The sequence below is a fragment of the Staphylococcus sp. FSL W8-0056 genome, assembly GCF_037963075.1.
GTDB lineage: Bacteria > Bacillota > Bacilli > Staphylococcales > Staphylococcaceae > Staphylococcus > Staphylococcus aureus.
On the sequence record NZ_CP150142.1, the window covers coordinates 313,289 to 340,220 of the forward strand.

General features: G+C 31.9%; 28 protein-coding genes and 1 pseudogene. 27 read left to right on the top strand and 2 right to left on the bottom strand.

Annotated elements, in window-relative coordinates; all coding sequences use genetic code 11:
- Positions 1-12 precede the first annotated feature (12 nt).
- The 6 genes from pta (at position 13) to NSS86_RS01605 (ending at position 5,940) form a co-directional block, all read left to right on the top strand.
- The gene (gene pta, locus NSS86_RS01580) at positions 13-999 is read left to right on the top strand and encodes a phosphate acetyltransferase (RefSeq protein WP_000774281.1); all 987 of its coding nucleotides are present in this window, start codon (positions 13-15) and stop codon (positions 997-999) included.
- 2 nt (positions 1,000-1,001) lie between these two features.
- Complete coding sequence (locus tag NSS86_RS01585) at positions 1,002-1,838, top strand: biotin/lipoate A/B protein ligase family protein (protein WP_000362356.1); 837 nt, start codon at positions 1,002-1,004, stop codon at positions 1,836-1,838.
- A gap of 586 nt (positions 1,839-2,424) precedes the next feature.
- Positions 2,425-3,345 (top strand): mevalonate kinase, encoded by a 921-nt coding sequence (gene mvk / locus NSS86_RS01590; RefSeq protein ID WP_000197034.1) that lies wholly within the window; start codon positions 2,425-2,427, stop codon positions 3,343-3,345.
- A 4-nt stretch (positions 3,346-3,349) separates the two neighbouring features.
- A complete protein-coding gene (gene mvaD / locus NSS86_RS01595; RefSeq protein WP_000597327.1) occupies positions 3,350-4,333 on the top strand; it encodes a diphosphomevalonate decarboxylase in 984 nt (327 codons plus the stop codon).
- Positions 4,334-4,345: 12 nt separating this feature from the next.
- Positions 4,346-5,422: a phosphomevalonate kinase gene (locus tag NSS86_RS01600; protein WP_000616885.1), complete on the top strand. Its 1,077-nt coding sequence runs from the start codon at positions 4,346-4,348 to the stop codon at positions 5,420-5,422.
- A 176-nt stretch (positions 5,423-5,598) separates the two neighbouring features.
- The gene (locus NSS86_RS01605; protein ID WP_000798967.1) at positions 5,599-5,940 is read left to right on the top strand and encodes a DUF1450 domain-containing protein; all 342 of its coding nucleotides are present in this window, start codon (positions 5,599-5,601) and stop codon (positions 5,938-5,940) included.
- A gap of 51 nt (positions 5,941-5,991) precedes the next feature.
- On the opposite strand, the gene merA is transcribed toward NSS86_RS01605, so the two are convergent.
- Together merA and hypR are read right to left on the bottom strand one after the other, a co-directional pair.
- Positions 5,992-7,314 (bottom strand): hypothiocyanous acid reductase MerA, encoded by a 1,323-nt coding sequence (gene merA / locus NSS86_RS01610; protein ID WP_000860592.1) that lies wholly within the window; start codon positions 7,312-7,314, stop codon positions 5,992-5,994.
- On the bottom strand, positions 7,301-7,741 hold the full coding sequence (hypR, locus tag NSS86_RS01615; RefSeq protein WP_001047238.1) for a redox-sensitive transcriptional regulator HypR: 441 nt from the start codon (positions 7,739-7,741) through the stop codon (positions 7,301-7,303). The genes merA and hypR overlap by 14 nt, the downstream gene beginning before the upstream one ends.
- 57 nt (positions 7,742-7,798) lie before the next feature.
- On the opposite strand from hypR, the gene NSS86_RS01620 reads away from it, so the two are divergent.
- The 21 genes and pseudogenes from NSS86_RS01620 to NSS86_RS01720 all read left to right on the top strand — a co-directional run bounded on the left by NSS86_RS01620 (position 7,799) and on the right by NSS86_RS01720 (position 26,812).
- The gene (locus NSS86_RS01620; protein ID WP_001788276.1) at positions 7,799-7,900 is read left to right on the top strand and encodes a hypothetical protein; all 102 of its coding nucleotides are present in this window, start codon (positions 7,799-7,801) and stop codon (positions 7,898-7,900) included.
- 465 nt (positions 7,901-8,365) lie between these two features.
- Positions 8,366-9,760, top strand: coding sequence for a T7SS effector LXG polymorphic toxin (locus NSS86_RS01625; RefSeq protein WP_339302318.1), 1,395 nt, complete (start codon positions 8,366-8,368; stop codon positions 9,758-9,760).
- Positions 9,761-10,396 (top strand): DUF443 domain-containing protein, encoded by a 636-nt coding sequence (locus NSS86_RS01630; RefSeq protein WP_072416008.1) that lies wholly within the window; start codon positions 9,761-9,763, stop codon positions 10,394-10,396.
- Between the two features lie 46 nt (positions 10,397-10,442).
- Positions 10,443-11,063, top strand: a complete 621-nt coding sequence (locus tag NSS86_RS01635; RefSeq protein ID WP_000882087.1) for a DUF443 family protein — start codon at positions 10,443-10,445, stop codon at positions 11,061-11,063.
- A gap of 139 nt (positions 11,064-11,202) precedes the next feature.
- Entirely contained in the window at positions 11,203-11,835 is a 633-nt protein-coding gene (locus NSS86_RS01640) for a DUF443 family protein (protein ID WP_000226989.1), read from the top strand.
- A gap of 447 nt (positions 11,836-12,282) precedes the next feature.
- On the top strand, positions 12,283-13,221 hold the full coding sequence (locus NSS86_RS01645; RefSeq protein WP_000808888.1) for an aldo/keto reductase: 939 nt from the start codon (positions 12,283-12,285) through the stop codon (positions 13,219-13,221).
- 445 nt (positions 13,222-13,666) lie between these two features.
- A complete protein-coding gene (locus NSS86_RS01650) occupies positions 13,667-14,203 on the top strand; it encodes a flavodoxin family protein (protein WP_000633782.1) in 537 nt (178 codons plus the stop codon).
- Between the two features lie 167 nt (positions 14,204-14,370).
- Positions 14,371-14,847 carry a GNAT family N-acetyltransferase gene (locus tag NSS86_RS01655; protein ID WP_000477505.1) on the top strand — a complete coding sequence of 159 codons (477 nt, stop codon included), beginning with the start codon at positions 14,371-14,373 and terminating at the stop codon, positions 14,845-14,847.
- 39 nt (positions 14,848-14,886) lie between these two features.
- Positions 14,887-16,182 (top strand): HD domain-containing protein, encoded by a 1,296-nt coding sequence (locus tag NSS86_RS01660; RefSeq protein WP_000180234.1) that lies wholly within the window; start codon positions 14,887-14,889, stop codon positions 16,180-16,182.
- 27 nt (positions 16,183-16,209) lie between these two features.
- The gene (locus tag NSS86_RS01665) at positions 16,210-16,731 is read left to right on the top strand and encodes a YwhD family protein (protein WP_001792725.1); all 522 of its coding nucleotides are present in this window, start codon (positions 16,210-16,212) and stop codon (positions 16,729-16,731) included.
- Between the two features lie 499 nt (positions 16,732-17,230).
- Positions 17,231-18,241 carry an alcohol dehydrogenase AdhP gene (gene adhP, locus NSS86_RS01670; protein ID WP_001200748.1) on the top strand — a complete coding sequence of 337 codons (1,011 nt, stop codon included), beginning with the start codon at positions 17,231-17,233 and terminating at the stop codon, positions 18,239-18,241.
- Positions 18,242-18,315: 74 nt separating this feature from the next.
- A pseudogene (locus tag NSS86_RS01675) lies at positions 18,316-18,424 on the top strand (hypothetical protein).
- A 92-nt stretch (positions 18,425-18,516) separates the two neighbouring features.
- The gene (locus NSS86_RS01680) at positions 18,517-18,933 is read left to right on the top strand and encodes a DUF1934 domain-containing protein (protein WP_000359086.1); all 417 of its coding nucleotides are present in this window, start codon (positions 18,517-18,519) and stop codon (positions 18,931-18,933) included.
- Positions 18,930-20,591, top strand: a complete 1,662-nt coding sequence (gene argS, locus NSS86_RS01685) for an arginine--tRNA ligase (protein WP_001021144.1) — start codon at positions 18,930-18,932, stop codon at positions 20,589-20,591. The genes NSS86_RS01680 and argS overlap by 4 nt, the downstream gene beginning before the upstream one ends.
- Before the next feature lie 269 nt (positions 20,592-20,860).
- Positions 20,861-21,496, top strand: a complete 636-nt coding sequence (locus NSS86_RS01690; RefSeq protein ID WP_000901751.1) for an endonuclease III domain-containing protein — start codon at positions 20,861-20,863, stop codon at positions 21,494-21,496.
- 251 nt (positions 21,497-21,747) lie between these two features.
- Positions 21,748-22,635: an ABC transporter substrate-binding protein gene (locus NSS86_RS01695; RefSeq protein WP_000749045.1), complete on the top strand. Its 888-nt coding sequence runs from the start codon at positions 21,748-21,750 to the stop codon at positions 22,633-22,635.
- Positions 22,636-22,783: 148 nt separating this feature from the next.
- On the top strand, positions 22,784-23,734 hold the full coding sequence (locus tag NSS86_RS01700) for an iron ABC transporter permease (RefSeq protein WP_010922824.1): 951 nt from the start codon (positions 22,784-22,786) through the stop codon (positions 23,732-23,734).
- A 54-nt stretch (positions 23,735-23,788) separates the two neighbouring features.
- Entirely contained in the window at positions 23,789-24,508 is a 720-nt protein-coding gene (locus tag NSS86_RS01705) for an HAD family hydrolase (RefSeq protein WP_000365354.1), read from the top strand.
- Positions 24,492-25,292 (top strand): alpha/beta fold hydrolase, encoded by an 801-nt coding sequence (locus NSS86_RS01710; protein WP_000362978.1) that lies wholly within the window; start codon positions 24,492-24,494, stop codon positions 25,290-25,292. The genes NSS86_RS01705 and NSS86_RS01710 overlap by 17 nt, the downstream gene beginning before the upstream one ends.
- A gap of 135 nt (positions 25,293-25,427) precedes the next feature.
- A complete protein-coding gene (locus NSS86_RS01715; protein WP_000735558.1) occupies positions 25,428-25,934 on the top strand; it encodes a hypothetical protein in 507 nt (168 codons plus the stop codon).
- A 161-nt stretch (positions 25,935-26,095) separates the two neighbouring features.
- Positions 26,096-26,812 (top strand): hypothetical protein, encoded by a 717-nt coding sequence (locus NSS86_RS01720; RefSeq protein WP_001222133.1) that lies wholly within the window; start codon positions 26,096-26,098, stop codon positions 26,810-26,812.
- Positions 26,813-26,932: the final 120 nt, after the last annotated feature.

Sequence of the window (26,932 nt, forward strand, 5' to 3'; positions counted from 1 at the left end):
CAGGAGGACATTATGGCTGATTTATTAAATGTATTAAAAGACAAACTTTCTGGTAAAAACGTTAAAATCGTATTACCTGAAGGAGAGGACGAACGTGTTCTAACAGCTGCAACACAATTACAAGCAACAGATTATGTTACACCAATCGTGTTAGGTGATGAGACTAAGGTTCAATCTTTAGCGCAAAAACTTGATCTTGATATTTCTAATATTGAATTAATTAATCCTGCGACAAGTGAATTGAAAGCTGAATTAGTTCAATCATTTGTTGAACGACGTAAAGGTAAAGCGACTGAAGAACAAGCACAAGAATTATTAAACAATGTGAACTACTTCGGTACAATGCTTGTTTATGCTGGTAAAGCAGATGGTTTAGTTAGTGGTGCAGCACATTCAACAGGAGACACTGTGCGTCCAGCTTTACAAATCATCAAAACGAAACCAGGTGTATCAAGAACATCAGGTATCTTCTTTATGATTAAAGGTGATGAACAATACATCTTTGGTGATTGTGCAATCAATCCAGAACTTGATTCACAAGGACTTGCAGAAATTGCAGTAGAAAGTGCAAAATCAGCATTAAGCTTTGGCATGGATCCAAAAGTTGCAATGTTAAGCTTTTCAACAAAAGGGTCTGCTAAATCAGACGACGTGACAAAAGTTCAAGAAGCTGTCAAATTAGCACAACAAAAAGCTGAAGAAGAAAAATTAGAAGCAATCATTGATGGCGAATTCCAATTTGATGCTGCGATTGTACCAGGTGTTGCTGAGAAAAAAGCGCCAGGTGCTAAATTACAAGGTGATGCAAATGTCTTTGTATTCCCAAGTTTAGAAGCTGGTAATATTGGTTACAAAATTGCACAACGTTTAGGTGGATATGATGCAGTTGGTCCAGTATTACAAGGTTTAAATTCTCCAGTAAATGACTTATCACGTGGCTGCTCAATTGAAGATGTATACAATCTTTCAATTATTACAGCAGCGCAAGCCTTACAATAACGATGGATTTAGCGAGTAAATATTTTAATGGCGTCAACTGGCGATATATCGACCATTCTTCTGGATTAGAACCTATGCAATCTTTCGCATTCGATGATACATTTTGCGAAAGTGTGGGCAAAGATATATCAGATAATGTTGTGCGTACTTGGATTCATCAACATACTGTTATTCTTGGTATTCATGATTCAAGATTGCCGTTTTTAAAAGATGGCATTGATTATTTAACGAATGAGATTGGTTATAATGCCATTGTTAGAAATTCTGGTGGCTTAGGTGTCGTTCTAGATCAAGGTGTATTAAATATATCGCTGATGTTCAAAGGACAAACAGAAACAACGATTGATGAAGCGTTTACTGTGATGTACCTCTTAATTAGCAAAATGTTCGAAGATGAGAATGTTGATATTGATACGATGGAAATTGAACATTCTTATTGCCCAGGAAAATTTGACTTAAGTATCGATGGTAAGAAATTTGCAGGCATATCGCAACGAAGAGTTAGAGGCGGTATTGCTGTACAAATTTATCTTTGTGTTGAAGGCTCTGGTTCAGAACGTGCATTGATGATGCAAACATTTTATGAACATGCTTTAAAAGGTGAAGTGACTAAATTTAAATATCCTGAAATTGAACCATCTTGTATGGCCTCATTAGAGACATTGCTTAACAAAACGATTACTGTTCAAGATGTAATGTTTTTACTATTATATGCAATCAAAGATCTTGGCGGTGTATTAAATATGACGCCCATTACTCAAGAAGAATGGCAAAGATACGATACGTATTTTGATAAAATGATTGAAAGAAACAAGAAAATGATAGACCAAATGCAATAGTTAAATATTTAACAGCCCCTTTCAAGTTATCGTTTGGGGCTGTTATTTTTGAAAGTATCCATAAAAAGCATAAATATGTTATTGACCTAATATTTAAATTGAACATCATTAAATTAAAAGTAATGATATGATGGAAATAATCTATTTAATAAGAAAATTTCATGTTTTACGTATTAAATAGATTGAGAATAGGGTATATATAATGCGTATGACTATGAAAGAAACGACCTTCTATTGAAATGTTCTAATACTTTAGTAGTAAATCTATATATTCCAATTATTATTTGTAGTATTATAGTTAGGGTGGAAAATTATAAATTGTAGGGCTATTTTATAAAAAGATAAAGAATCTGAAATATCACTCGATAAGATTTAAACTTTGAAGTAAACGAAAGTTAGTTTTATACTAATCAAGTTAAGTCAAATATAAATTCAAAATAAAGATTATACATAATATGAATAATGTGAGATAAAGACTGCAATGAAATTTAACGCGAATGCGTATGCAACTTAGAATATGATGTCTTTTACTAATAAATAAAAATAATGAATCAAGTATAGGATAAATATAAAAGGTGATATTGACATGACAAGAAAAGGATATGGGGAATCGACAGGTAAGATTATTTTAATAGGAGAACATGCTGTTACATTTGGAGAGCCTGCTATTGCAGTACCGTTTAACGCAGGTAAAATCAAAGTTTTAATAGAAGCCTTAGAGAGCGGGAACTATTCGTCTATTAAAAGCGATGTTTACGATGGTATGTTATATGATGCGCCTGACCATCTTAAGTCTTTGGTGAACCGTTTTGTAGAATTAAATAATATTACAGAGCCGCTAGCAGTAACGATCCAAACGAATTTACCACCATCACGTGGATTAGGATCGAGTGCAGCTGTCGCGGTTGCTTTTGTTCGTGCAAGTTATGATTTTTTAGGGAAATCATTAACGAAAGAAGAACTCATTGAAAAGGCTAATTGGGCAGAGCAAATTGCACATGGTAAACCAAGTGGTATTGATACGCAAACGATTGTATCAGGCAAACCAGTTTGGTTCCAAAAAGGTCATGCTGAAACATTGAAAACGTTAAGTTTAGACGGCTATATGGTTGTTATTGATACTGGTGTGAAAGGTTCAACAAGACAAGCGGTAGAAGATGTTCATAAACTTTGTGAGGATCCTCAGTACATGTCACATGTAAAACATATCGGTAAGTTAGTTTTACGTGCGAGTGATGTGATTGAACATCATAACTTTGAAGCCCTAGCGGATATTTTTAATGAATGTCATGCGGATTTAAAGGCGTTGACAGTTAGTCATGATAAAATAGAACAATTAATGAAAATTGGTAAAGAAAATGGTGCGATTGCTGGAAAACTTACTGGTGCTGGTCGTGGTGGAAGTATGTTATTGCTTGCCAAAGATTTACCAACAGCGAAAAATATTGTGAAAGCTGTAGAAAAAGCTGGTGCAGCACATACATGGATTGAGAATTTAGGAGGTTAATGCGTTGATTAAAAGTGGCAAAGCACGTGCACATACGAATATTGCACTTATAAAATATTGGGGTAAAAAAGATGAAGCACTAATCATTCCAATGAATAATAGCATATCTGTTACATTAGAAAAATTTTACACTGAAACGAAAGTCACTTTTAACGACCAGTTAACACAGGATCAATTTTGGTTGAATGGTGAAAAGGTTAGTGGCAAAGAATTAGAGAAAATTTCAAAATATATGGATATTGTCAGAAATAGAGCTGGCATCGATTGGTATGCTGAAATTGAAAGCGACAATTTTGTACCAACAGCAGCAGGGTTGGCTTCATCAGCAAGCGCATATGCAGCTTTAGCAGCAGCTTGTAATCAAGCACTAGACTTGCAGCTGTCAGATAAGGATTTATCGAGATTGGCGCGAATTGGTTCGGGTTCTGCGTCGCGTAGTATTTATGGTGGATTTGCAGAATGGGAAAAAGGGTATAATGATGAGACGTCATATGCCGTTCCACTTGAATCGAATCATTTTGAAGATGACCTTGCCATGATATTTGTTGTGATTAATCAACATTCTAAAAAGGTACCTAGTCGATATGGTATGTCGTTGACACGAAACACATCAAGGTTTTATCAATATTGGTTAGATCATATTGATGAAGATTTAGCTGAAGCAAAAGCAGCGATTCAAGACAAAGATTTTAAACGCCTTGGTGAAGTAATTGAAGAAAATGGTTTACGTATGCATGCCACGAATCTGGGATCAACACCGCCGTTCACTTATCTTGTGCAAGAAAGTTATGATGTCATGGCGCTCGTTCACGAATGCCGAGAAGCGGGATATCCGTGTTATTTTACGATGGATGCGGGTCCTAATGTGAAAATACTTGTAGAAAAGAAAAACAAGCAACAGATTATAGATAAATTATTAACACAGTTTGATAATAACCAAATTATTGATAGTGACATTATTGCCACAGGAATTGAAATAATTGAGTAAGGAAGAGATAAAATGATTCAGGTCAAAGCACCCGGAAAACTTTATATTGCTGGAGAATATGCTGTAACAGAACCAGGATATAAATCTGTACTTATTGCGTTAGATCGTTTTGTAACTGCTACTATTGAAGAAGCAGACCAATATAAAGGTACCATTCATTCAAAAGCATTACATCATAACCCAGTTACATTTAGTAGAGATGAAGATAGTATTGTCATTTCAGATCCACATGCAGCAAAACAATTAAATTATGTGGTCACAGCTATTGAAATATTTGAACAATACGCGAAAAGTTGCGATATAGCGATGAAGCATTTTCATCTGACTATTGATAGTAATTTAGATGATTCAAATGGTCATAAATATGGATTAGGTTCAAGTGCAGCAGTACTTGTGTCAGTTATAAAAGTATTAAATGAATTTTATGATATGAAGTTATCTAATTTATACATTTATAAACTAGCAGTGATTGCAAATATGAAGTTACAAAGTTTAAGTTCATGCGGAGATATTGCTGTGAGTGTATATAGTGGATGGTTAGCGTATAGTACTTTTGATCATGAATGGGTTAAGCATCAAATTGAAGATACTACGGTTGAAGAAGTTTTAATCAAAAACTGGCCTGGATTGCACATCGAACCATTACAAGCACCTGAAAATATGGAAGTACTTATCGGTTGGACTGGCTCACCGGCGTCATCACCACACTTTGTTAGCGAAGTGAAACGTTTGAAATCAGATCCTTCATTTTACGGTGACTTCTTAGAAGATTCACATCGTTGTGTTGAAAAGCTTATTCATGCTTTTAAAACAAATAACATTAAAGGTGTGCAAAAGATGGTGCGTCAGAATCGTACAATTATTCAACGTATGGATAAAGAAGCTACAGTTGATATAGAAACTGAAAAGCTAAAATATTTGTGTGATATTGCTGAAAAGTATCACGGTGCATCTAAAACATCAGGCGCTGGTGGTGGAGACTGTGGTATTACAATTATCAATAAAGATGTAGATAAAGAAAAAATTTATGATGAATGGACAAAACATGGTATTAAACCATTAAAATTTAATATTTATCATGGGCAATAAATGATTTGATAGGGGAGCAATCATCTAATTTAATTAGAAGATAAATGCTCCATTTTTTATTGCCAGCCGTGTTACGTATCTTGAAAAAAATATTAAAAAGAGTAAAATAGATAGAGTTAACGAAAAAATTAATGAAATCGACGATATAGATATGATAAAGAAAGGTGGGTAGCAATATGAAAAATACATTCCTTATTTGTGATGAATGTCAGGCAGTCAATATAAGAACGTTACAAAAGAAGTTGGAAAAATTAGATCCCGATGCTGAAATCGTGATAGGTTGTCAATCTTATTGTGGACCTGGACGCCGAAAAACATTCACTTTTGTTAATAACCGCCCACTGGCTGCGCTTACTGAAGAAGAATTAATCGAAAAAGTTTCTCAACAATTAAAGAAACCACGTGATCCTGAAGAAGAAGAGCGTTTAAGAAAACGACATGAAGAACGTAAACGTCGTAAAGAAGAACAAGATAGAAAGCTTAAAGAAAAATTAGAAAAGCGAAAAGCACAACAATAAAACCTGATGGCAGCATCATTCAATGCGTGCCACCAGGTTTTTATGTTTTGTCTAGAAATTAAATAAATCATTAAATGATTCGGCCATCGTAGGATGTGTATAAATATTATCTCGTAATACGGTATATGGAATGTTTTGATCAATCGCAAGTTTAATTATATTAATTAATTCTTCAGATTGCTTACCATATAATGTAGCACCTAAAATCATATTATTTTCATTATTAATGACTACTTTAAATAAACCTCTTGGATCATTGTTAATTTTGTGACGAGGTATAGCACTTACTAAAAGTTGATGTTCAGTGTAATCATAATGTTGAGCGGCAGCTTCTTTACTAGTTAATCCAACACGTGATAATGGTGGATCTATAAATACTGTATAAGGCACGCTACCTCTATTGTCAGTCGTACGTGACTGATTACCATATAACGCTGATTTGATAATTCGATAATCATCTAAAGATATATACGTAAATTGAAGTCCGCCTTTAACATCACCTGCAGCATAAATATGTGGCACAGATGTTTGAAGTTGAGCATTGACTTTAATTTCGCCTCTATCACCTAATTCGATATCAGTATTTTCTAAAGCTAAGGCTGTATTCGGTTTGCGCCCGATAGCCAAAAGTACTGCATCAGCCTCAAAGTTGCCAACATTAGTACGGACTGTTGTATGATGATCGTCAGATGACAATTCAGTCGTTTCAACATTTGTATGCAATGCAATGCCTTTATTTTCTAAGTCAGTAATAGCATGTGCAACGACATCTTGATCTTCGCGTGGCATAAATGATTCACCACGTTCTAATACTGTTACCTTACTACCTAAATTCGCAAACATTGAAGCAAATTCTAAGGCAATATAACCGCCACCTACAATAACGAGATGCTTAGGTTGATAGCTAATGTTTAATAAACCTGTTGAATCGAAGACATGTTTAGCTTGATCAAGGCCTTTTATGTTAGGAATGATAGAGGTAGCACCGGTATTAATAATGATATGAGGTGCAGTAATACTATCGACGATATCGCCATGCTGATCTAATAAATTCACTTCAGTATTAGATTTAAACTGCGCTTTAAAATCCAATACATCAATGTTGTTATCGTCTGCTAATAAGTGGTAATTTTTATTGTTTAGCGCATTGACAACATCGTTTTTACGGTTATAACTTGCTTCAAAAGATTTGCCTTCTAATCCATCATGTACAAGTGTCTTCGAAGGTATACATCCTATATTTATACAAGTGCCGCCATACATTTTCGAAGATTGTTCGATAACTGCGACGTGTTGACCTGTTGATGCAGCATATTTCGCTAAAGTTTTACCAGCTTTCCCAAATCCTATTACAATTAAATCATATGTTTTCATGACATAAATCCTCCTTTTGAATGTCTTCAATGACATCTTTGATTGTTTTTTCATTATAAAAATTAATAATGATATTCTGTTCGTCTTGCTGATAATGTGACATGGTAGTTGCAATATTACGAGCAATTTGACAGTGACTGCCTTCGTCGCCAGTAAATAGACGTGTGTGGTGTTCTTTCTCTAAGACAAAATGTTTATATAATGTTGCTAGAGAGACATCAGCACTTTGATCATTTGCTAAATAACCGCCATCTTTACCTCGTATTGTGTCAATCATTTTTAAATCGACAAGTTGAGTCGTCACGCGTCGTAATTGAACAGGATTTAAACAAGTTAATTCTGCTAATGAACTACTATTGAATTTTTCTGAATGATGCTTAGTTAAAAAAGCTAATACATGCACGGCAATGTTAAATTCTAAATTCAATGTTTCTCACCTCATAATTGTAACTGTATTAGTTACAATTAAAAATCATTTTGCTCAATGTGTCAATACTTATGTTTGAAAAGTGTTGAATTAGGTGTGGTTATTGTGATGATTTATTGTTTGAAAGTTGATGCATTAACGGTGAGATTGCACAATTGAAATTTTAATTATGTATGAACTGATAGATATGAAATGAATATTGAAAATGAGAGCAATAAAATTTTGAATGATGATGTTGTGTGATTGTATAAACTTATTCGTATTTTAGATACGTTTTGATATTTCGCATGATGAGGAAATACTTTTAACAACTGATGACATATTTTAATAGTGAATATATTTTGAGATATTAATATATTTAATGTTAAGGATGTTGTCGCAATAAAATTAAAATATTGAAAGATAATTTTTATTGATTAATTGCGAATATACAAAGACACCATTATATCCATATGCTAAAATAAGAAAAAAGGCGACATGTTATCTCAATTTACCTGCATCTAGACTCCTTTACATAAGAAATAATCATCGCCGAGTTTTAAAATTTTACAACTTTGTAGATGTAAAAAGCATTTGATTTTAAATAGTTTGAAAATCATATATTTTTGAAAAAGGAGCATGCCGATGAGTATTGACATGTATTTAGACAGATCTCGAAACCAAGCTTCAAGTGTGGGGAATTTGAGTCAAACAATGAATTCAAATTATGATGCGTTGGAAAAAGCAATTACTCAATTTATCAATGATGATGCGCTTAAAGGGAAAGCGTATACGTCAGCTAAGCAATTTTTTAGTACGGTGTTAATTCCATTATCAACAAGTATGAAAACATTGAGTGATTTAACGAAGCAAGCTTGCGATAATTTTGTGTCACGTTATACGAGTGAGGTTGATAGCATATCTTTAAAAGAATCAGAGCTTGAAGAAGATATCAGATCATTAAGTCAACAAATTACGCGATATGAAAATTTAACTAACAATTTGAAAAAGCATGCTTCCGATAATCAGCAAGCCATTTCATCGAACCAACAAATAATACAAACATTAGGTCAACAAAAACATGAATTAGAAGAGAAACTACGTAAATTACGTGAGTTTAATCAAAAATCACCAGAAATATTTAAAGAAGTTGAAGAATTTCAAAAAATTGTCCAACAAGGACTTACCCAAGCGCAGAATTTTTGGAACTTTTCAACAAATCAATTTAATATACCTTCAGGTAAAGAACTTGATTGGGCTAAAGCAAGTCATGAAAAATATTTGAAAGTTGCTATGGGGAAAATTGAACATAAAGCAGAGAAAGAAACTTTAAATAAAGCAGACTTTGCTGTTATAAAGGCATATGCCAAAGAACATCCAGAAGACGATATCCCGAAAAGTATAATGAAATATATAAATGACAATAAAGATAGTATTAAACGAGATATAGGATTAGATATTACGTCAACACTTTTAGAGCAAGGCGGTATAAATGCAAGTAAATTCGGTGTATTTATCAATACAGCAGGTGGAGTGAAAGGCCCAGCCGGTCCAAATTCATTTGTGGAAGTCAAACGTACATCAGGTAATGTGTTTATAGAAAATGGTAGTAAATTTGCAAAAGGCGGAAAATATCTAGGGAAAGGTGTTGCAGGTGTAGGATTTGGTATAGGTATGTATGATGATCTTGCAAATGATAATAAAACATTTGGAGAGGCATTGTCGCATAATGGTATGACGCTTGCAGCTGGATCTGTTGCAGCATTTGGTGTAGCGGCTTTAGTAAGTAATCCAGTCGGTTGGGCTGTGGTAGGTATTTTAACAGCAGGTATTATTGGATCTACTGTTTCTGATTATCTTTATCAAAATAATTATTTTGGCATAAAAGATAAAGTGGACTGGGGAGGACATAAAATAGACGAGGGTATTGATGCTGTAAACAAAACTGCAGAAAAAGCTGTAGATAGTGTTGGTAATGCCATTGGTGATGCCACAAAAAGTATTAGTAATCATATTAATCCTATGAAATGGAGTTGGTAAATATTGCTTTGCGAATCTAAAGTTATTAATAAAAATCCTAAATATCGAATAATCAAATACGAAAGTGAATACTTAATGATTGATTTAGCAAGTAATTGGATTGTTTTCTTCTTTCCATTTATTAACTGGCTCATACCGAAAACATATGTCAAAATCACTAAGAATGATTATGAAAAATTAAATATTGTCAAACCAGTTAAAAATAAATCGATAGGATGGACTATATTCGCGGGTATTGTGTTACTTGGTGGTACTGTAAGAAGAAATACTTATTTATTTGATTTTCAATTAGAAAAACTAATTGTTTGGAGCAGCTGTTTTATTGGTTTTTTAGGGGTTATATTTTTTTATTGTTATCTAAATAAGAAATTAACATTAAATGTTTATAAGGAAAATAAAAATAATGAACTTAAATTAAGATTATTACCCTCCTTTAAAAATATGTGTTTCACAATTTTTTATTACCTCTTTACTGGTTTCATGTCTTATGGGGCATTTTACTTGTTGGTGTTTGAAAATGTACAAAATTTAATCTTATATATTTCTTGGCTTTTCATGACTATGCTATTTATGTTAATGAATATGCACTCAATTATAGATAAAAAAGTACATATATTTTTAAAGTCTAATAAATAGTTACAAATTTAGTTGGTTTTCAATTGCTAATTAGGGGGTGTAAACATTGCTGTGCGAATCTAAAATCATCAATAAAAACCCAAAATATAGAATTATTAAATATAATGATGAGTACTTAATGATCGATATAATAAGCACTTGGATTAGTTTATTTTTTCCTTTTATTAATTGGTTCATCCCCAAAAGATACGTCAAAATTAGTAGAGAAGAGTTTGAAAATTTAAATATTGTTAAACCTGCTAAAAAGAATGTTTTTTGGCCAGTTGCTAGTATCTCTACTTTATTCGCAGTTACATTAAGAAAGTATACGCTTTTACTTGACACTCAACTTGATAAAAAATTAGTTATTGCCATATGTTGCACCACATTTATAGGGATTTTAATATTTTATGTACGCCTAATTAAAAAATCATCTTTAAATATTTATAATACTAAAAATAAAAGGTCGAAAATCATCTTAATACCAACACTAAAAAATTTTTGTTTCACATTGTTCGGATATGTTTTTTTAATTTTTTGGACAGTGATTTTCTCATATGCTCTATTATCAATGAGTTATCAAAACATAATAGTATATTTTGCTTGGATTACAGCAATAATAGGTTTTTTTCTAGTGAATATAGCTTTAATTATAGATAAAAACATTCATGTCATACTTAAAAATTAAATGGTGGTAATAAATTCAGATTAAAGATATGCAAATAACAATGAATAAAATTTTTAATGATAGTAAGTTGATAATATTTTAATGTCTTTTGAAGTATCGAAAAATGTATTACACATAAAATTAAAGGGATGTGGAGACATTGGTTTGCGAGGTAATAGCTATATACAAAAATCCCAAATATAGAATTATTAAATATAATGATGAATATTTGATGGTGAATATAATAAATAATTGGTTAGTTTTATTCATTCCATTGCTTAATTGGTTGACACCAAAAAGATACATCAAGATCAGTCAAGAAGAATTAGAAAGTTTAAATACTTTCAAACCTGCTAAAAACAATGCATTTTGGCCAGCATTAGGTAGTTCAGTTTTATTTAGTGTGACTTTTAGAAAGTATATGCCTTTATTTAATGTTAGATTGGAAAAAACAATAGTAATAGCCATATTTTTTGTTGTATTTCTTGGTATTTTATTTTTCTACCTAAATTTAAATCGTAGGCTAGCATTAAGTGTTTTTACTATGAATAAAGAAAAAAGTCAGAAAATGATATTACTACCTAATTTAAAACATTTTTTCTTTATAATATTTGCATATTTATATTTCGGTGGTTTTTCATTTTTCACTTTATATGCCCTGATAACTATAGATGTTCAAAATATAATTATATTTATCTGTTGGGGTGCAGTAACTATGTTTTTCTTTTTTATAAACATTGTTCCCATTGGCATTAAAAAAGCTCATGTAATACTTCTTAAAAAAGCTGAATAATAAATGAGTTTTTTAAATCTAAAATTATTAAATTTAATATAAAAATTTGACTCATAGATAGAATGAATAAAAATCCGAAATATAGAATTATCAACTACAAAGATGAATATTTTATAATGGATATCCCATGTTAATATTAACAGTTTTAATTTCTTTGTTATGCAAATCAAAACATTATAGTATTTCTAATTAAATTTGCAATGGCTTTAATATTGTCGTTCTTAAATGTTTTTCAATTTCTGATTCAAAAGTACATGTAATTTAAAGGTCAACGAGCAATCGCGCTATATGCATATCAACTTAAGCAATACTTATTTTAACTGAGTTCTACATAACATTTTTCTAATACACCGCCTTAATTCAAACCCTAATTCTAACATTTGGAAGTTGTATTAAATCATGATAGTGTGATAGTGGAAAAGTTATAAAGATAAGGAGCTGGGTCTAATGAAGCAATTTGTAAACTTAGGTAAATCTGATGTTGAAGTGTTTCCAATCGCACTTGGGACGAACGCAGTAGGTGGGCATAATTTATATCCGAACTTAGATGAAGAACAAGGAAAAGATGTTGTTCGTCAAGCCATTAATCATGGTATTAATTTATTAGATACGGCATATATTTATGGGCCAGAACGATCAGAAGAATTGGTTGGAGAAGTTGTTAAGGAATATCCGCGAGAGCAAATTAAAATTGCTACGAAAGGGTCTCATGAATTTGATGAAAATCAAGAAGTACATCAGAACAATCAACCGGAATATTTAAAACAACAAGTTGAGAATAGTTTGAAACGTCTACAAACTGATTATATCGATTTATATTATATTCATTTTCCTGATGACAACACTCCGAAAGATCAAGCAGTTGCAGCATTACAAGAGCTTAAGGAACAAGGGAAGATTAAAGCCATTGGTGTATCAAATTTCACATTAGATCAACTTAAAGAAGCAAATAAAGATGGTTACGTTGATGTTGTACAGTTAGAATATAATTTATTGCACCGCGAAAATGAGGCAGTATTGCAATATTGTGTTGATCACCTAATCACATTTATTCCTTATTTCCCATTAGCATCCGGTATTTTAGCTGGAAAATATGATGAGAACACTAAATTTAGTGACCATCGTACTACACGTCGTGATTTTATACCTGGTGTTTTTGAAGAGAATGTGCGTCGCGTAAAAGCTTTGGAAAGCCTAGCTGCAGCACATCAAACTTCAATTGCGAACATTGTATTAGCATTTTATTTAACGAGACCAGCTATCGATGTGATTATTCCTGGTGCAAAACGTGCAGAACAAGTCATTGAAAATATTAAAGCTGCAGATATCGTTTTATCAGATGATGAGATTCAATATATCGATGAATTGTTTCCAATTGAAGACTAAATGAATTGTATTTAATGGTGATATCAGGCTGGGACATAAATCAATGTTCTATGCTCTACGAAGTTATATTGGCAGTAGTTGACTGAACGAAAATGCGCTTGTAACAAGCTTTTTTCAATCCTAGTCAGGGGCCCCAACACAGAGAATTTCGAAAAGAAATTCTACAGGCAATGCAAGTTGGGGTGTGGGCCCCAACACAGAAGCTGACGAAAAGTCAGCTTACAATAATGTGCAAGTTGGGGTGGGACGACGAAATAAATTTTTCGAAAATATCATTTCTGTCCCACTCCCATCACAAACGACGTTATATAAGGCATGACGAAATTTCGTCAAATTTATATAAAAGTTGTAAGCGTTTTACTATTCGGTAGGCAAAGCTTATGATAGTATAATTAGGTAACGAAAAACACAGATATTTATTAATCAAAAGTGAGGTTAGGCTAAAATGATTACTGTTTTGTTTGGTGGGAGTAGACCAAACGGTAATACTGCACAATTAACAAAATTCGCTTTGCAAGATTTAGAGTATCAATGGATTGACGTGACACAACATCAGTTTAAACCGATACGTGACGTGAGACATACAGCAGAGACTATTACTTCATATGACGATGACTATTTGCCGATTCTAGATAAAATATTGGCTAGTGATACAATTATTTTTGCATCACCAGTGTATTGGTATAGCATTTCAGCACCATTGAAAGCATTTATCGAACATTGGTCAGAAACATTACAAGATAAACGATATCCTAATTTTAAGGCACAAATGGCCGAAAAGGATTTTAGAGTTATTTTAGTTGGTGGAGATTGTCCAAAAATAAAAGCGAAGCCAGCAATTACGCAAATGAAATATAGTTTAGACTTTTTAGGTGCCACTTTAAATGGTTATATTATTGGAACTGCTGAAAAGCCTGGTGACATCATGAAAGACAACTATGCCTTAGCACGTGCAACTGAGTGGAATAGTATATTGCAATAAGACATACCTCATACTAAACGAAGTGATTTTTTGCTTCGTTATTTTTATTTTTAATTTTAACGGAAAATATAAATATATAAATTGAATAGACAATCATTGTTTATTAAGTATTGAGCAAGTTGTGGTATAATGCCGTTATTAAAACTTGTTAATAAGGGGAGAAAGTCATGTTCAAGGTAAGACAAGCAACTGAAAAAGATGTTGTTCAAATTAGAGATGTCGCAACTAAAGCTTGGTTTAATACATACTTAAATATATACGCTGCGACAACAGTTAATCACTTGTTAGAAGCTTCATATAATGAACATCATTTAAAGAAAAGACTTCAAGAACAATTATTCTTAGTCGTTGAAGAAGGTAATGACATCGTTGGCTTTGCTAACTTTATTTACGGTGAAGAATTATATTTATCAGCTCATTATGTTAAACCAGAATCGCAACATACAGGTTATGGTACAGCATTGTTAAATGAAGGATTATCACGTTTTGAAGATAAATTTGAAGGTGTTTACTTAGAAGTAGATAATAAAAATGAAGAAGCAGTAGCTTACTATAAAGAGCAAGGTTTTACAATCTTACGCTCTTATCAGCCAGAAATGTATGGCGAAAAGTTAGACTTAGCACTTATGTACAAAGCATTTTAAGTAAATTAAATATTATATTAAACGAAAAGGAGGGGAATAATGACTAACGCATATGTAGATTTAAAATTAGTAGAAGAAAAAGTTTTTAAAGATCCGATACATCGATATATTCATGTTGAAGATCAATTGATATGGGATTTAATTAAAACTAAGGAATTCCAAAGGTTACGTCGAATTAGACAACTAGGAACACTGTACCTATCTTTTCACACAGCAGAACATAGTCGCTTTGGACATTCTTTAGGTGTGTATGAAATAGTTAGACGATTAATTGATGAGTCATTTATTGGTCATGATGCATGGGACAATAAAGATAGACCGTTGGCATTATGTGCTGCATTATTACATGATTTAGGACATGGTCCATTTTCACATAGTTTTGAAAAAATATTTAATACAGACCATGAAGCATACACACAAGCGATTATTACTGGAGATACTGAGGTGAATGCTGTATTACGTAAAGTGTCGCCTGAGTTTCCAAGAGAAGTTGCGGAAGTAATTAATAAAACGCATCATAATAAATTGGTCATTTCGATGATTTCGTCACAAATCGATGCGGATAGAATGGATTATTTACAACGTGATGCGTATTTCACAGGTGTATCATATGGTGCTTTTGATATGGAGCGTATTTTAAGATTAATGCGACCTTCTAAAGATGAAGTACTAATCAAAGAAAGTGGTATGCATGCAGTTGAAAACTTTATTATGAGTCGTTATCAAATGTATTGGCAAATTTACTTCCACCCAGTTAGTCGTGGTGGAGAAGTGCTGCTTAATAATTGTTTGAAACGCGCAAAACAGCTTTATAATGAAGGCTATGAATTTAAGTTGCATCCACATGATTTTATTCCATTTTTTGAAGAGACAGTTACGATTGAACAATATGTTGAACTCGATGAAGCGGTAGTTACGTATTATTTGGAAAAATGGACAAAAGAAGATGATGCCATTTTAAGTGATTTAGCAAGTCGATTTATTAATCGAGACTTATTTAAATATATTCCATTTGATGGCTCAATTATTACAATATCAGAACTGCAAGAACTGTTTGAAGCAGGTGGTATTAATCCAGATTATTATTTTGTGAGTGAAGCATTTTCGGATTTGCCATATGACTATGATCGACCGGGGTCAAATCGCAAACCGATTCATTTATTAAGACAAGATGGTACGATTAGAGAAATAAGCAATCAATCATTAGTCATTCATAGTATTACAGGCATTAATCGCCAAGACTATAAATTATATTATCCTAGAGAAATGGTTGCAAAGATTAAAGATAAGACAATTAGAGAAGCTATTGAAAATTTGATTAATGAGCTTAATTAAACAGGGCTAAAATTGTTATCGTTAAATATGGAGGTTATATCATTGTCTGAGAAAAAAGGCTTTAATTTTAATATCATAAAAAATGACCCTCTAGATGGTCATAAAGGTACAAATATTGGTTCAATTAGCTTAGACAATATTGCACCAGTTTTTATCGATGTTGCTAACAAAGAAGCATTTATTGATATTGGAGGCATGCATGCTCGTGCCAAAGTTGAAAAAGGTGTGAAATGGATTACTGATAAAGCTGCTGTTGAAGGCGATGAAGCTAAAGAATATTGGTTGTGTTGGGTAACAACAGAACGTAATGAACAAGGACCATATTACGCTGGTTTAACAGCGTGCTATTTATTAGTGAATAAAGCAATTCGTCGTGGTTATAAAAGTATGCCTGAACATGTTAATATGATGGATAAATCAATGAAACATCATATTATCATTGATCAAATTGGTGACGAGAATAAAGCTATTTTAAAAGACTTTTTAATGAACCATGATGAAGGTATGTGGAAGCTTTCTTCTGATGCTTTACATCAAGCATTTAATTAAATATTAGAAACTAAAATTTCCCAATTAATCTATAAAGATATGATTCATTTCTCAATGACGACGTAAATCTTGAGGTGAAAATAAAGTCTTAGATTGGTTGGGAGTTTTTTTAATTTTTTTTGAAATTAAATTAATCTGTAGTTAATAAAAAATTTGAATAACTGACACATTTTTTTGATCATAGCTATATACTTTGTGAATTAATTCACATTATAATAAGAGTGAAGATAAGAGTATTATAAATTATCTTTAAATAAATATATGTGAAGTAAAAATTACACGTTAGCATATCGATTATGTCATTTCTTTTAACATATTAACTAGGGAAACGTTAAAAGTTAACGGTTGATATCTAACTAAAAACAAAGTCACAGTAGTATGTTTTAATCTGGCGTCTATTACAAATAAAAATTACATCTATAATTATTCGTTTTCATTTTTGAAAGTAATCGCCAATTAATATCATACATACTGGAGTGACTATAAGGAGGACATTATTATGAGAGCAGCAGTTGTAACGAAAGATCACAAAGTAAGTATTGAGGACAAAAAGTTAAGAGCTTTAAAACCTGGTGAAGCATTGGTACAAACGGAATATTGTGGTGTTTGTCATACCGATTTACATGTTAAGAATGCTGATTTTGGTGATGTTACAGGCGTTACTTTAGGTCATGAAGGTATTGGTAAAGTCATCGAAGTTGCAGAAGATGTAGAATCATTAAAAATTGGAGACCGTGTGTCTATCGCTTGGATGTTCGAAAGCTGTGGAAGATGTGAATATTGTACAACAGGTCGTGAAACACTTTGCCGTAGTGTGAAAAATGCTGGTTATACAGTAGATGGTGCAATGGCTGAACAAGTTATTGTTACTGCAGACTATGCTGTGAAAGTACCTGAAAAATTAGATCCAGCAGCAGCGTCTTCTATTACATGCGCAGGTGTGACAACTTATAAAGCTGTAAAAGTAAGTAATGTAAAACCTGGTCAATGGTTAGGTGTTTTTGGTATAGGTGGTTTAGGTAACCTAGCTTTACAATATGCTAAAAACGTTATGGGGGCTAAAATTGTTGCCTTCGACATTAATGATGATAAATTAGCATTCGCGAAAGAATTAGGTGCAGATGCTATTATTAATTCTAAAGATGTTGATCCAGTTGCAGAAGTTATGAAATTAACTGATAACAAAGGATTAGATGCAACAGTGGTAACTTCAGTTGCTAAGACGCCATTTAACCAAGCGGTTGATGTTGTAAAAGCTGGTGCAAGAGTTGTTGCCGTTGGTTTACCTGTTGATAAAATGAACTTAGATATCCCAAGATTAGTGCTTGACGGTATTGAAGTAGTAGGTTCACTTGTTGGTACAAGACAAGACTTACGTGAAGCGTTTGAATTTGCTGCTGAAAATAAAGTAACACCTAAAGTTCAATTAAGAAAATTAGAAGAAATCAATGATATTTTTGAAGAAATGGAAAATGGTACTATAACTGGTAGAATGGTTATTAAATTTTAAAAATATCAACTGACTATATAGATAAAGAAGGTAGTGCTCTGAACACTATCATTATAATCAAACACGAGGTTTTCATGAAAGATAGTGAAAATCTCGTGTTTTTTTGGTTTTGAGGTGTTGTTTGTATTTTATAAAATGGCTTACATATATGAAGCGTTGATTAAGTATGGAATTGTTAATTAATTGAACCTATTTAGCTTTAAGAAGGCATAACAAGATGACCTTATTTTATGCTATAATATTTCTATTATGCGAAGATTAAGGTGAGTAGTAAATTGGATAAAAAAGTAAGTATTCAAACAAAGCAAGTGTTGAAACAGCACAACGAAAAAGAAAAATTTGAATTTACTACTGAAGGAACTTGGCAACAAAGGCAATCTAACTTTATTCGGTATGTAGAACAAATTGAGGATGCAACAGTTAATGTTACAATAAAAGTGGATGATGATAGCGTTAAGTTGATTCGTAAAGGCGACATTAATATGAATTTGCATTTTGTTGAAGGACAAACGACAACAACTTTTTACGATATATCGGCTGGACGAATTCCACTAGAAGTTAAAACATTACGCATTTTACATTTCGTAAGTGGAGACGGTGGCAAGCTAAAGATTCATTATGAATTATATCAAGATAATGAAAAAATGGGTTCTTATCAATATGAAATTAACTATAAGGAGATAGGCGAATGAATATTATTGATCAAGTGAAACAAACATTAGTAGAAGAAATTGCAGCAAGTATTAACAAAGCAGGATTAGCAGATGAGATTCCTGATATTAAAATTGAAGTTCCTAAAGATACAAAAAATGGAGATTATGCTACTAATATTGCGATGGTACTGACTAAGATTGCAAAGCGTAATCCTCGTGAAATTGCTCAAGCGATTGTTGATAACTTAGATACTGAAAAAGCACATGTAAAACAAATTGACATTGCTGGTCCAGGATTCATTAATTTTTACTTAGATAATCAGTATTTAACAGCAATTATTCCTGAAGCAATTGAAAAAGGTGATCAATTTGGACATGTAAATGAATCAAAAGGTCAAAATGTATTGCTTGAGTATGTTTCAGCTAACCCTACAGGAGATTTACATATTGGTCATGCTAGAAATGCAGCAGTTGGTGATGCTTTAGCTAATATTTTAACTGCAGCTGGCTATAATGTAACACGTGAATATTATATTAATGATGCTGGTAATCAAATTACTAACTTAGCGCGTTCGATTGAAACACGTTTCTTTGAAGCTTTAGGTGACAATAGTTATTCAATGCCAGAAGATGGCTATAATGGAAAAGATATTATTGAAATAGGTAAAGATTTAGCAGAGAAACACCCTGAAATTAAAGATTATTCTGAAGAAGCACGTTTGAAAGAATTTAGAAAATTAGGCGTAGAATACGAAATGGCTAAATTGAAAAATGATTTAGCAGAGTTCAATACGCATTTTGATAATTGGTTTAGTGAAACATCTTTATATGAAAAAGGCGAAATTCTTGAAGTTTTAGCAAAAATGAAAGAATTAGGTTATACGTATGAAGCTGATGGCGCTACATGGTTACGTACAACTGATTTTAAAGACGACAAAGACAGAGTATTAATTAAAAATGACGGTACATATACGTATTTCTTACCAGATATTGCGTACCACTTCGATAAAGTTAAACGTGGTAATGACATTTTAATCGATTTATTTGGTGCTGATCATCATGGTTATATTAATCGTTTGAAAGCATCTCTTGAAACGTTTGGTGTAGATAGTAATCGTTTAGAAATTCAAATCATGCAAATGGTTCGTTTAATGGAAAATGGTAAAGAAGTGAAGATGAGTAAACGTACTGGTAATGCGATTACATTAAGAGAAATTATGGACGAAGTTGGCGTTGACGCTGCACGTTATTTCTTAACTATGCGTAGTCCTGATAGTCACTTTGATTTTGATATGGAATTAGCGAAAGAGCAATCTCAAGACAATCCAGTTTACTATGCTCAATATGCACATGCGCGTATTTGTTCAATTTTAAAACAAGCGAAAGAGCAAGGTATTGAAGTGACTGCTGCGAATGATTTTACAACGATTACAAATGAAAAAGCGATTGAATTGTTGAAAAAAGTAGCTGATTTCGAACCTACAATTGAAAGTGCTGCTGAGCATAGATCAGCACATAGAATTACTAACTATATTCAAGACTTGGCTGCTCATTTCCATAAATTCTATAATGCTGAAAAAGTGTTAACAGATGATATTGAAAAAACAAAAGCACATGTTGCTATGATTGAAGCGGTCAGAATTACATTGAAAAATGCATTGGCAATGGTCGGTGTAAGCGCACCTGAATCAATGTAAGAACATTTATATACACTCCAACGTAGAGTTTCTCGAAAGATACTTTGTGTTGGAGTGTTTTTAATTAGGTATGTGACATATTGGGGAATGCTTAGTATGTGAATAAGGTTAAGAGGGACGCAGTTGGATGCTACTGCACAACTGCATAAGAGAGCCTAAATCGCTAAAGCTCAAGGGGAGTAAAGGAATACAGTTGGCTTGCTTGCGCAGCAACTGCATAAGAGCCCCTAATTAATTTATTAATTAGGGGCTCTAAAAGGAGGGTGTAAATGTTAGGAACTGATGAATTGTATAAATTGTTATATAGGCATATGGGACCGCAAAATTGGTGGCCTGCTGATAATGACATTGAACTGATGTTAGGTGCAATTTTAGTTCAAAATACTAGATGGCGAAATGCAGAAATTGCATTGAATCAGATTAAAGAACATACGCATTTTAATCCCAATCATATATTAGAACTACCTATTGAAACGTTACAATCATTGATACATTCAAGTGGCTTTTATAAAAGTAAAACACTGACGATTAAAACATTATTAACATGGTTAGCACGACATCATTTCAATTATCAAGAGATTAATGAGCGATATAAAGGTGGATTAAGAAAAGAATTATTATCTTTGAAAGGTATTGGAAGTGAAACAGCAGATGTCTTACTTGTTTATATATTCGGACGTATTGAATTTATTCCAGATAGCTATACAAGAAAAATATATGATAAATTAGGATATGAAAACACTAAAAATTATGATCAATTAAAAAAAGTAGTCACATTACCAAATCATTTTACAAATCAAGATGCTAATGAATTTCATGCTCTGTTAGATGTATTTGGTAAACATTACTTTAGAGACAAAGATATAAAGAATTATGATTTTTTAGAACCTTACTTTAAAAAGTAAACGCTGTGAAGTTAGATAGATGAGTTTATATGAAATATAAAAAATAATTTACTATTTTCTTTTAGTATGTGGACTTATATAATAAATAGAAGCATATAAAGAAAAAAACAGTTGTTTGTTTGTGCAGCAACTGCATAAAAGCCTCTAATCACTAAAGGTGAAGAGGAACGCAGTTGGATGCTAAGGCACAACTGCATAAATCCCTCTAATCGCTAAAGCGAAAAGTGGGATTAAAAAGGAGATGTGATAATGTGAAGAAATCGTTAATTGCTTTTATTTTGATTTTTATGCTTGTCCTGAGTGGCTGTGGTATGAAAGATAATGATAAACAAGGTAGCGATGATAATGGCTCGTCTAAATCGCCGTACCATAGAATTGTTTCGTTAATGCCTAGTAATACTGAAATTTTATATGAATTAGGATTAGGTAAATACATAGTTGGTGTTTCAACGGTTGATGATTATCCAAAAGATGTGAAAGAGGGTAAGAAACAATTTGATGCTTTGAATCTAAATAAAGAGGAACTTTTAAAGGCAAAGCCAGATCTAATTCTTGCGCATGAGTCGCAAAAGGCAACTGCTAATAAAGTATTGTCATCATTAGAGAAACAAGGCATCAAAGTAGTGTATGTTAAAGATGCACAATCAATTGATGAAACATACAACACATTTAAGCAAATTGGGAAATTAACGCATCATGATAAGCAGGCTGAACAACTTGTTGAGGAAACTAAAGATAATATCGATAAAGTCATAGATTCAATTCCTGCTCATCATAAAAAATCAAAAGTATTTATTGAGGTTTCATCAAAGCCTGAAATATATACAGCAGGGAAGCATACATTTTTTAATGATATGTTAGAAAAATTAGAAGCCCAAAATGTTTATAGTGACATTAATGGTTGGAACCCTGTAACGAAGGAAAGTATTATTAAAAAGAACCCAGATATATTAATTTCGACGGAAGCTAAGACAAGATCAGATTATATGGATATCATCAAAAAAAGGGGTGGATTCAATAAAATTAATGCTGTCAAGAATACACGTATTGAAGTTGTAAATGGTGATGAAGTATCAAGACCAGGTCCACGTATTGATGAAGGATTAAAAGAATTAAGAGATGCAATTTATAGAAAATAAACCATTCTAATTATGCCCCTTATTGCTACATGTAAAAAAATACATGTTTGAGATAAGGGGTTTTTAAAATATATTTAGTGAATGATAGCAACGCGAGTATGTGATTGCTATAATGAATGTAATTATCGATGAAAGAAAAGAGAATGCTATGACATTTAATAAAGTATTATTGAGCTGGATAGTCATATTGATTATAACAACTAGCATATATCTATTTTGGCAGTTGGGGGATATCAATGATGTATTTAACCAGTCTATTTTAATCAATGTTAGATTACCGAGATTATTAGAAGCATTGTTGACAGGTATGATATTAACAGTTGCAGGTCTTATATTTCAAACAGTTTTAAATAATGCATTGGCAGATAGCTTTACATTAGGATTGGCAAGCGGTGCTACATTTGGTTCAGGATTAGCATTATTTTTAGGTTTAACAACGTTATGGATTCCTGTATTTTCAATAACATTTAGTTTGATAACATTAATAACTGTATTAGTCATTACGTCGGTATTGAGCCAAGGCTATCCAGTTAGAATCTTAATATTAAGTGGTTTAATGATTGGTGCATTATTCAATTCACTTCTATATTTTTTGATTTTATTAAAACCTCGCAAATTAAATACAATTGCCAATTATTTGTTTGGTGGCTTTGGTGATGCAGAATACTCAAATGTATCCATAATAGCAATCACATTTATCATTGCACTGTTTGGTATATTTATCATTCTTAATCAACTAAAGTTATTGCAATTAGGAGAACTAAAAAGTCAGTCACTAGGCTTAAATGTTCAATTGATTACATATATCGCGTTATGTATAGCTTCTATGATAACGGCGATAAATGTCGCATATGTTGGCATCATTGGATTCATTGGTATGGTGATACCACAACTCATTAGAAAATGGCAGTGGAAACAATCATTAGGAAGACAATTGGCTTTGAATATTGTAATTGGAGGACAAATAATGGTTATGGCAGATTTTATTGGTAGCCATATACTGTCACCAGTACAAATACCGGCAAGCATTATTATTGCATTAATTGGTATACCAGTGTTATTTTACATGCTAATATCTCAGTCGAAACGGTTACACTAGCACATGACATTTGCTAAAATAAAAATAACTATAAACATAAAGAGGGCATAAGCGATGGATTTGAATCAAATTAAAGCAGTTGTATTTGATTTAGAAGGTACGTTGTTGGACAGAGTTAAATCTCGAGAGAAATTTATCGAAGAGCAATATGAACGATTTCATGACTACTTAATTCATGTTCAACTGGCAGATTTTAAAAAAGCATTTATTGAGCTAGATGACGATGAAGATAATGATAAACCTGATTTATATAAAGAAATCATTAAACGTTTCCATGTAGATAGGTTAACTTGGAAAGACTTATTTAATGATTTTGAAATGCATTTTTATCGTTATGTATTTCCTTATTACGATACTTTGTATACACTAGAAAAGCTATCGCAAAAAGGCTTTCAAATTGGTGTTATCGCAAATGGTAAATCTAAGATTAAACAATTTCGATTACATTCACTTGGTTTGATGCATGTTATTAATTATTTATCAACATCAGAAACAGTTGGTTTTCGTAAACCACATCCTAAAATTTTTGAAGATATGATTGATCAACTAGGGGTATTACCTGAGCAAATTATGTATGTTGGCGATGATGCGTTAAATGATGTAGCTCCAGCACGAGCTATGGGCATGGTTAGTGTATGGTATAAACAAGAAGATGCTGAAATTGAACCACTCGAAGAAGAAGTTGATTTTACAATTACAACAGTGGAAGAATTATTAACCATTTTACCAATAAAAAATGATAATAAAGGAGAAAATTATGGATCTATTTACTAGAAAAGATGGAACATCGATACATTACAGTACATTAGGTGAAGGCTATCCTATCGTATTGATTCATACTGTACTTGATAATTATTCTGTGTTTAATAAATTAGCAGCACAATTAGCAAAATCATTTCAAGTTGTGTTAATTGATTTACGTGGACATGGCTATTCTGATAAACCTCGTCACATTGAAATAAAAGATTTTTCTGATGACATTGTTGAATTACTTAAATATTTATACATTGAAGAAGTTGCATTTGTATGCCATGAAATGGGTGGAATCATTGGTGCGGATATTTCAGTACGTTATCCTGAATTTACATCATCACTTATGTTGGTAAATCCAACATCTATTGAAGGTGAATTACCGGAAGAACGTTTATTTAGAAAATATGCCCATATTATTCGAAACTGGGATCCTGAAAAACAAGATAAATTTTTAAATAAGCGTAAGTATTATCGTCCGAGAAAAATGAATCGATTCCTTAAACATGTCGTAGATACAAATGAAATATCAACTAAAGAAGAAATTCAAGCAGTTAAAGAGGTATTCAAAAACGCTGATATTTCTCAAACTTATAGAAATGTCGTAGTACCGACAAAAATTATTGCAGGAGAATTCGGTGAAAGAACAACAAGATTGGAAGCTAAAGAAGTAGCTGATTTAATCCAAAATGCGGACTTTGAAGTATATCAAGAATCAAGTGCATTCCCATTTGTTGAAGAGCAAGAAAGATTCGTCGAAGATACAGCTTCATTTATCAACAAACATCACGATGAAAAGCATGTTTAATTTTTAGTGATAAGTGAAATATAAAAGTAGTAATTATTATTTGTAATATAATTGTAATATGACTGTTGTTTTAGAAATGATTGTTGTATAATGGTTGTGAGCACAAGACGATATAAATAAAAGGAGAGAGTGCTTATGAAAAAGCTACTAACGGCAAGTATAATTGCATGTTCTGTTGTAATGGGAGTAGGCTTAGTGAACACTAGTGCCGAAGCAGCAAGTGGCAACTCTATTGATACTGTTAAACAATTAATTAAGGGTGATCAGTCATTAGAAAATGTGAAAATTGGCGAATCTATTAAAGATGTTTTAACTAAGTACAAAAATCCTATGTATTCTTACAATGAAGATGGAACTGAACATTATTACGAATTCCATACTAAAAAAGGTATGTTATTAGTAACTACTGATGGTAAGAAAAACAATGGTAAAGTAACTCATATTTCAATGATGTATAATGATGCTAATGGTCCAACATATCAAGCTGTTAAAAATTATGTTGGCAAAGCAGTAACACATACGGAATATAGCAAAGTTGCTGGTAATTTTGGATATATTGAAAAAGGCAAAACGACTTATCAATTTGCCTCAGCACCAAAAGATAAAAACATAAAATTATATCGTATTGATTTGGAAAAATAATAATTAAATTAATCGTGCTTAACCGACAAGTTAAATCGCAATACTTGTCGGTTATTTTATTACATGGCATAATACAGTGAATATTAATTTTTATGATTTGCGAAGGGGAAATTAAACCAATACAATAAATAAAGATGTTTCATTTTAAAGGAGTACTACCAATGCGTATTAACGATAAAATTTTACTAGAAAATATAGAAGATTACTTTAATCATAAAGGTTTATCACCGCATTTGATTGATGATATTAAAGAGAAAGTAATTACTGATATAAAAAATTCTGAAAAGAAAGATCAAGATTATATTGAATATAAAAGAAAATCTCCAGCACAAATCATATTAATGATTCAAAGGAATTTATTTGCTTTACAAATGAATCCAGTTATTTTCTTTATTATAAACTTCATTCTCATATCCTATTTATATGATAAACAGTATGTTCAGTTTCAAGCTATTACTGGAATGAGTCTATTTTATTGTTTAGTGATTTTTCCAATGACTATTGTTGTATACCTAAGGGTGTCACAAAAGAATTACTTGCGTAGTAATAAAATAGAAATGATTATGGGTACAATTATCGCTATCATATCCTTGTTATTAATTATATTACAAGCATTTAATATTACTTGGGGCGTTATACCAATTACAAATTTTGGACATCAATTTTTCTTTTTCATTGGTATTATTTTAGTAATTGCCGGCATATTTTATAAGCGACTTGAGTTTTCGGGAATCGGCTTATTATTTTGTCAAAAAACCGTCGATGCAATGATTCATAATCCACAATCAGCCCAGATTTTTTCATTAATTATATGGATATTATTAGTAGTTCTAGTTATATATTTCACAATTAGATTATCTTCACGTACAAGATTATAAATATGATAAAACTATTCACTTGATTAATTGTATTAATTGAGATGAATAGTTTTTTTATTGTTGGAATAACTTTTGGTAATTTATAAATAATTTAAAAAAATTGTTTATAAAATGGAAGCG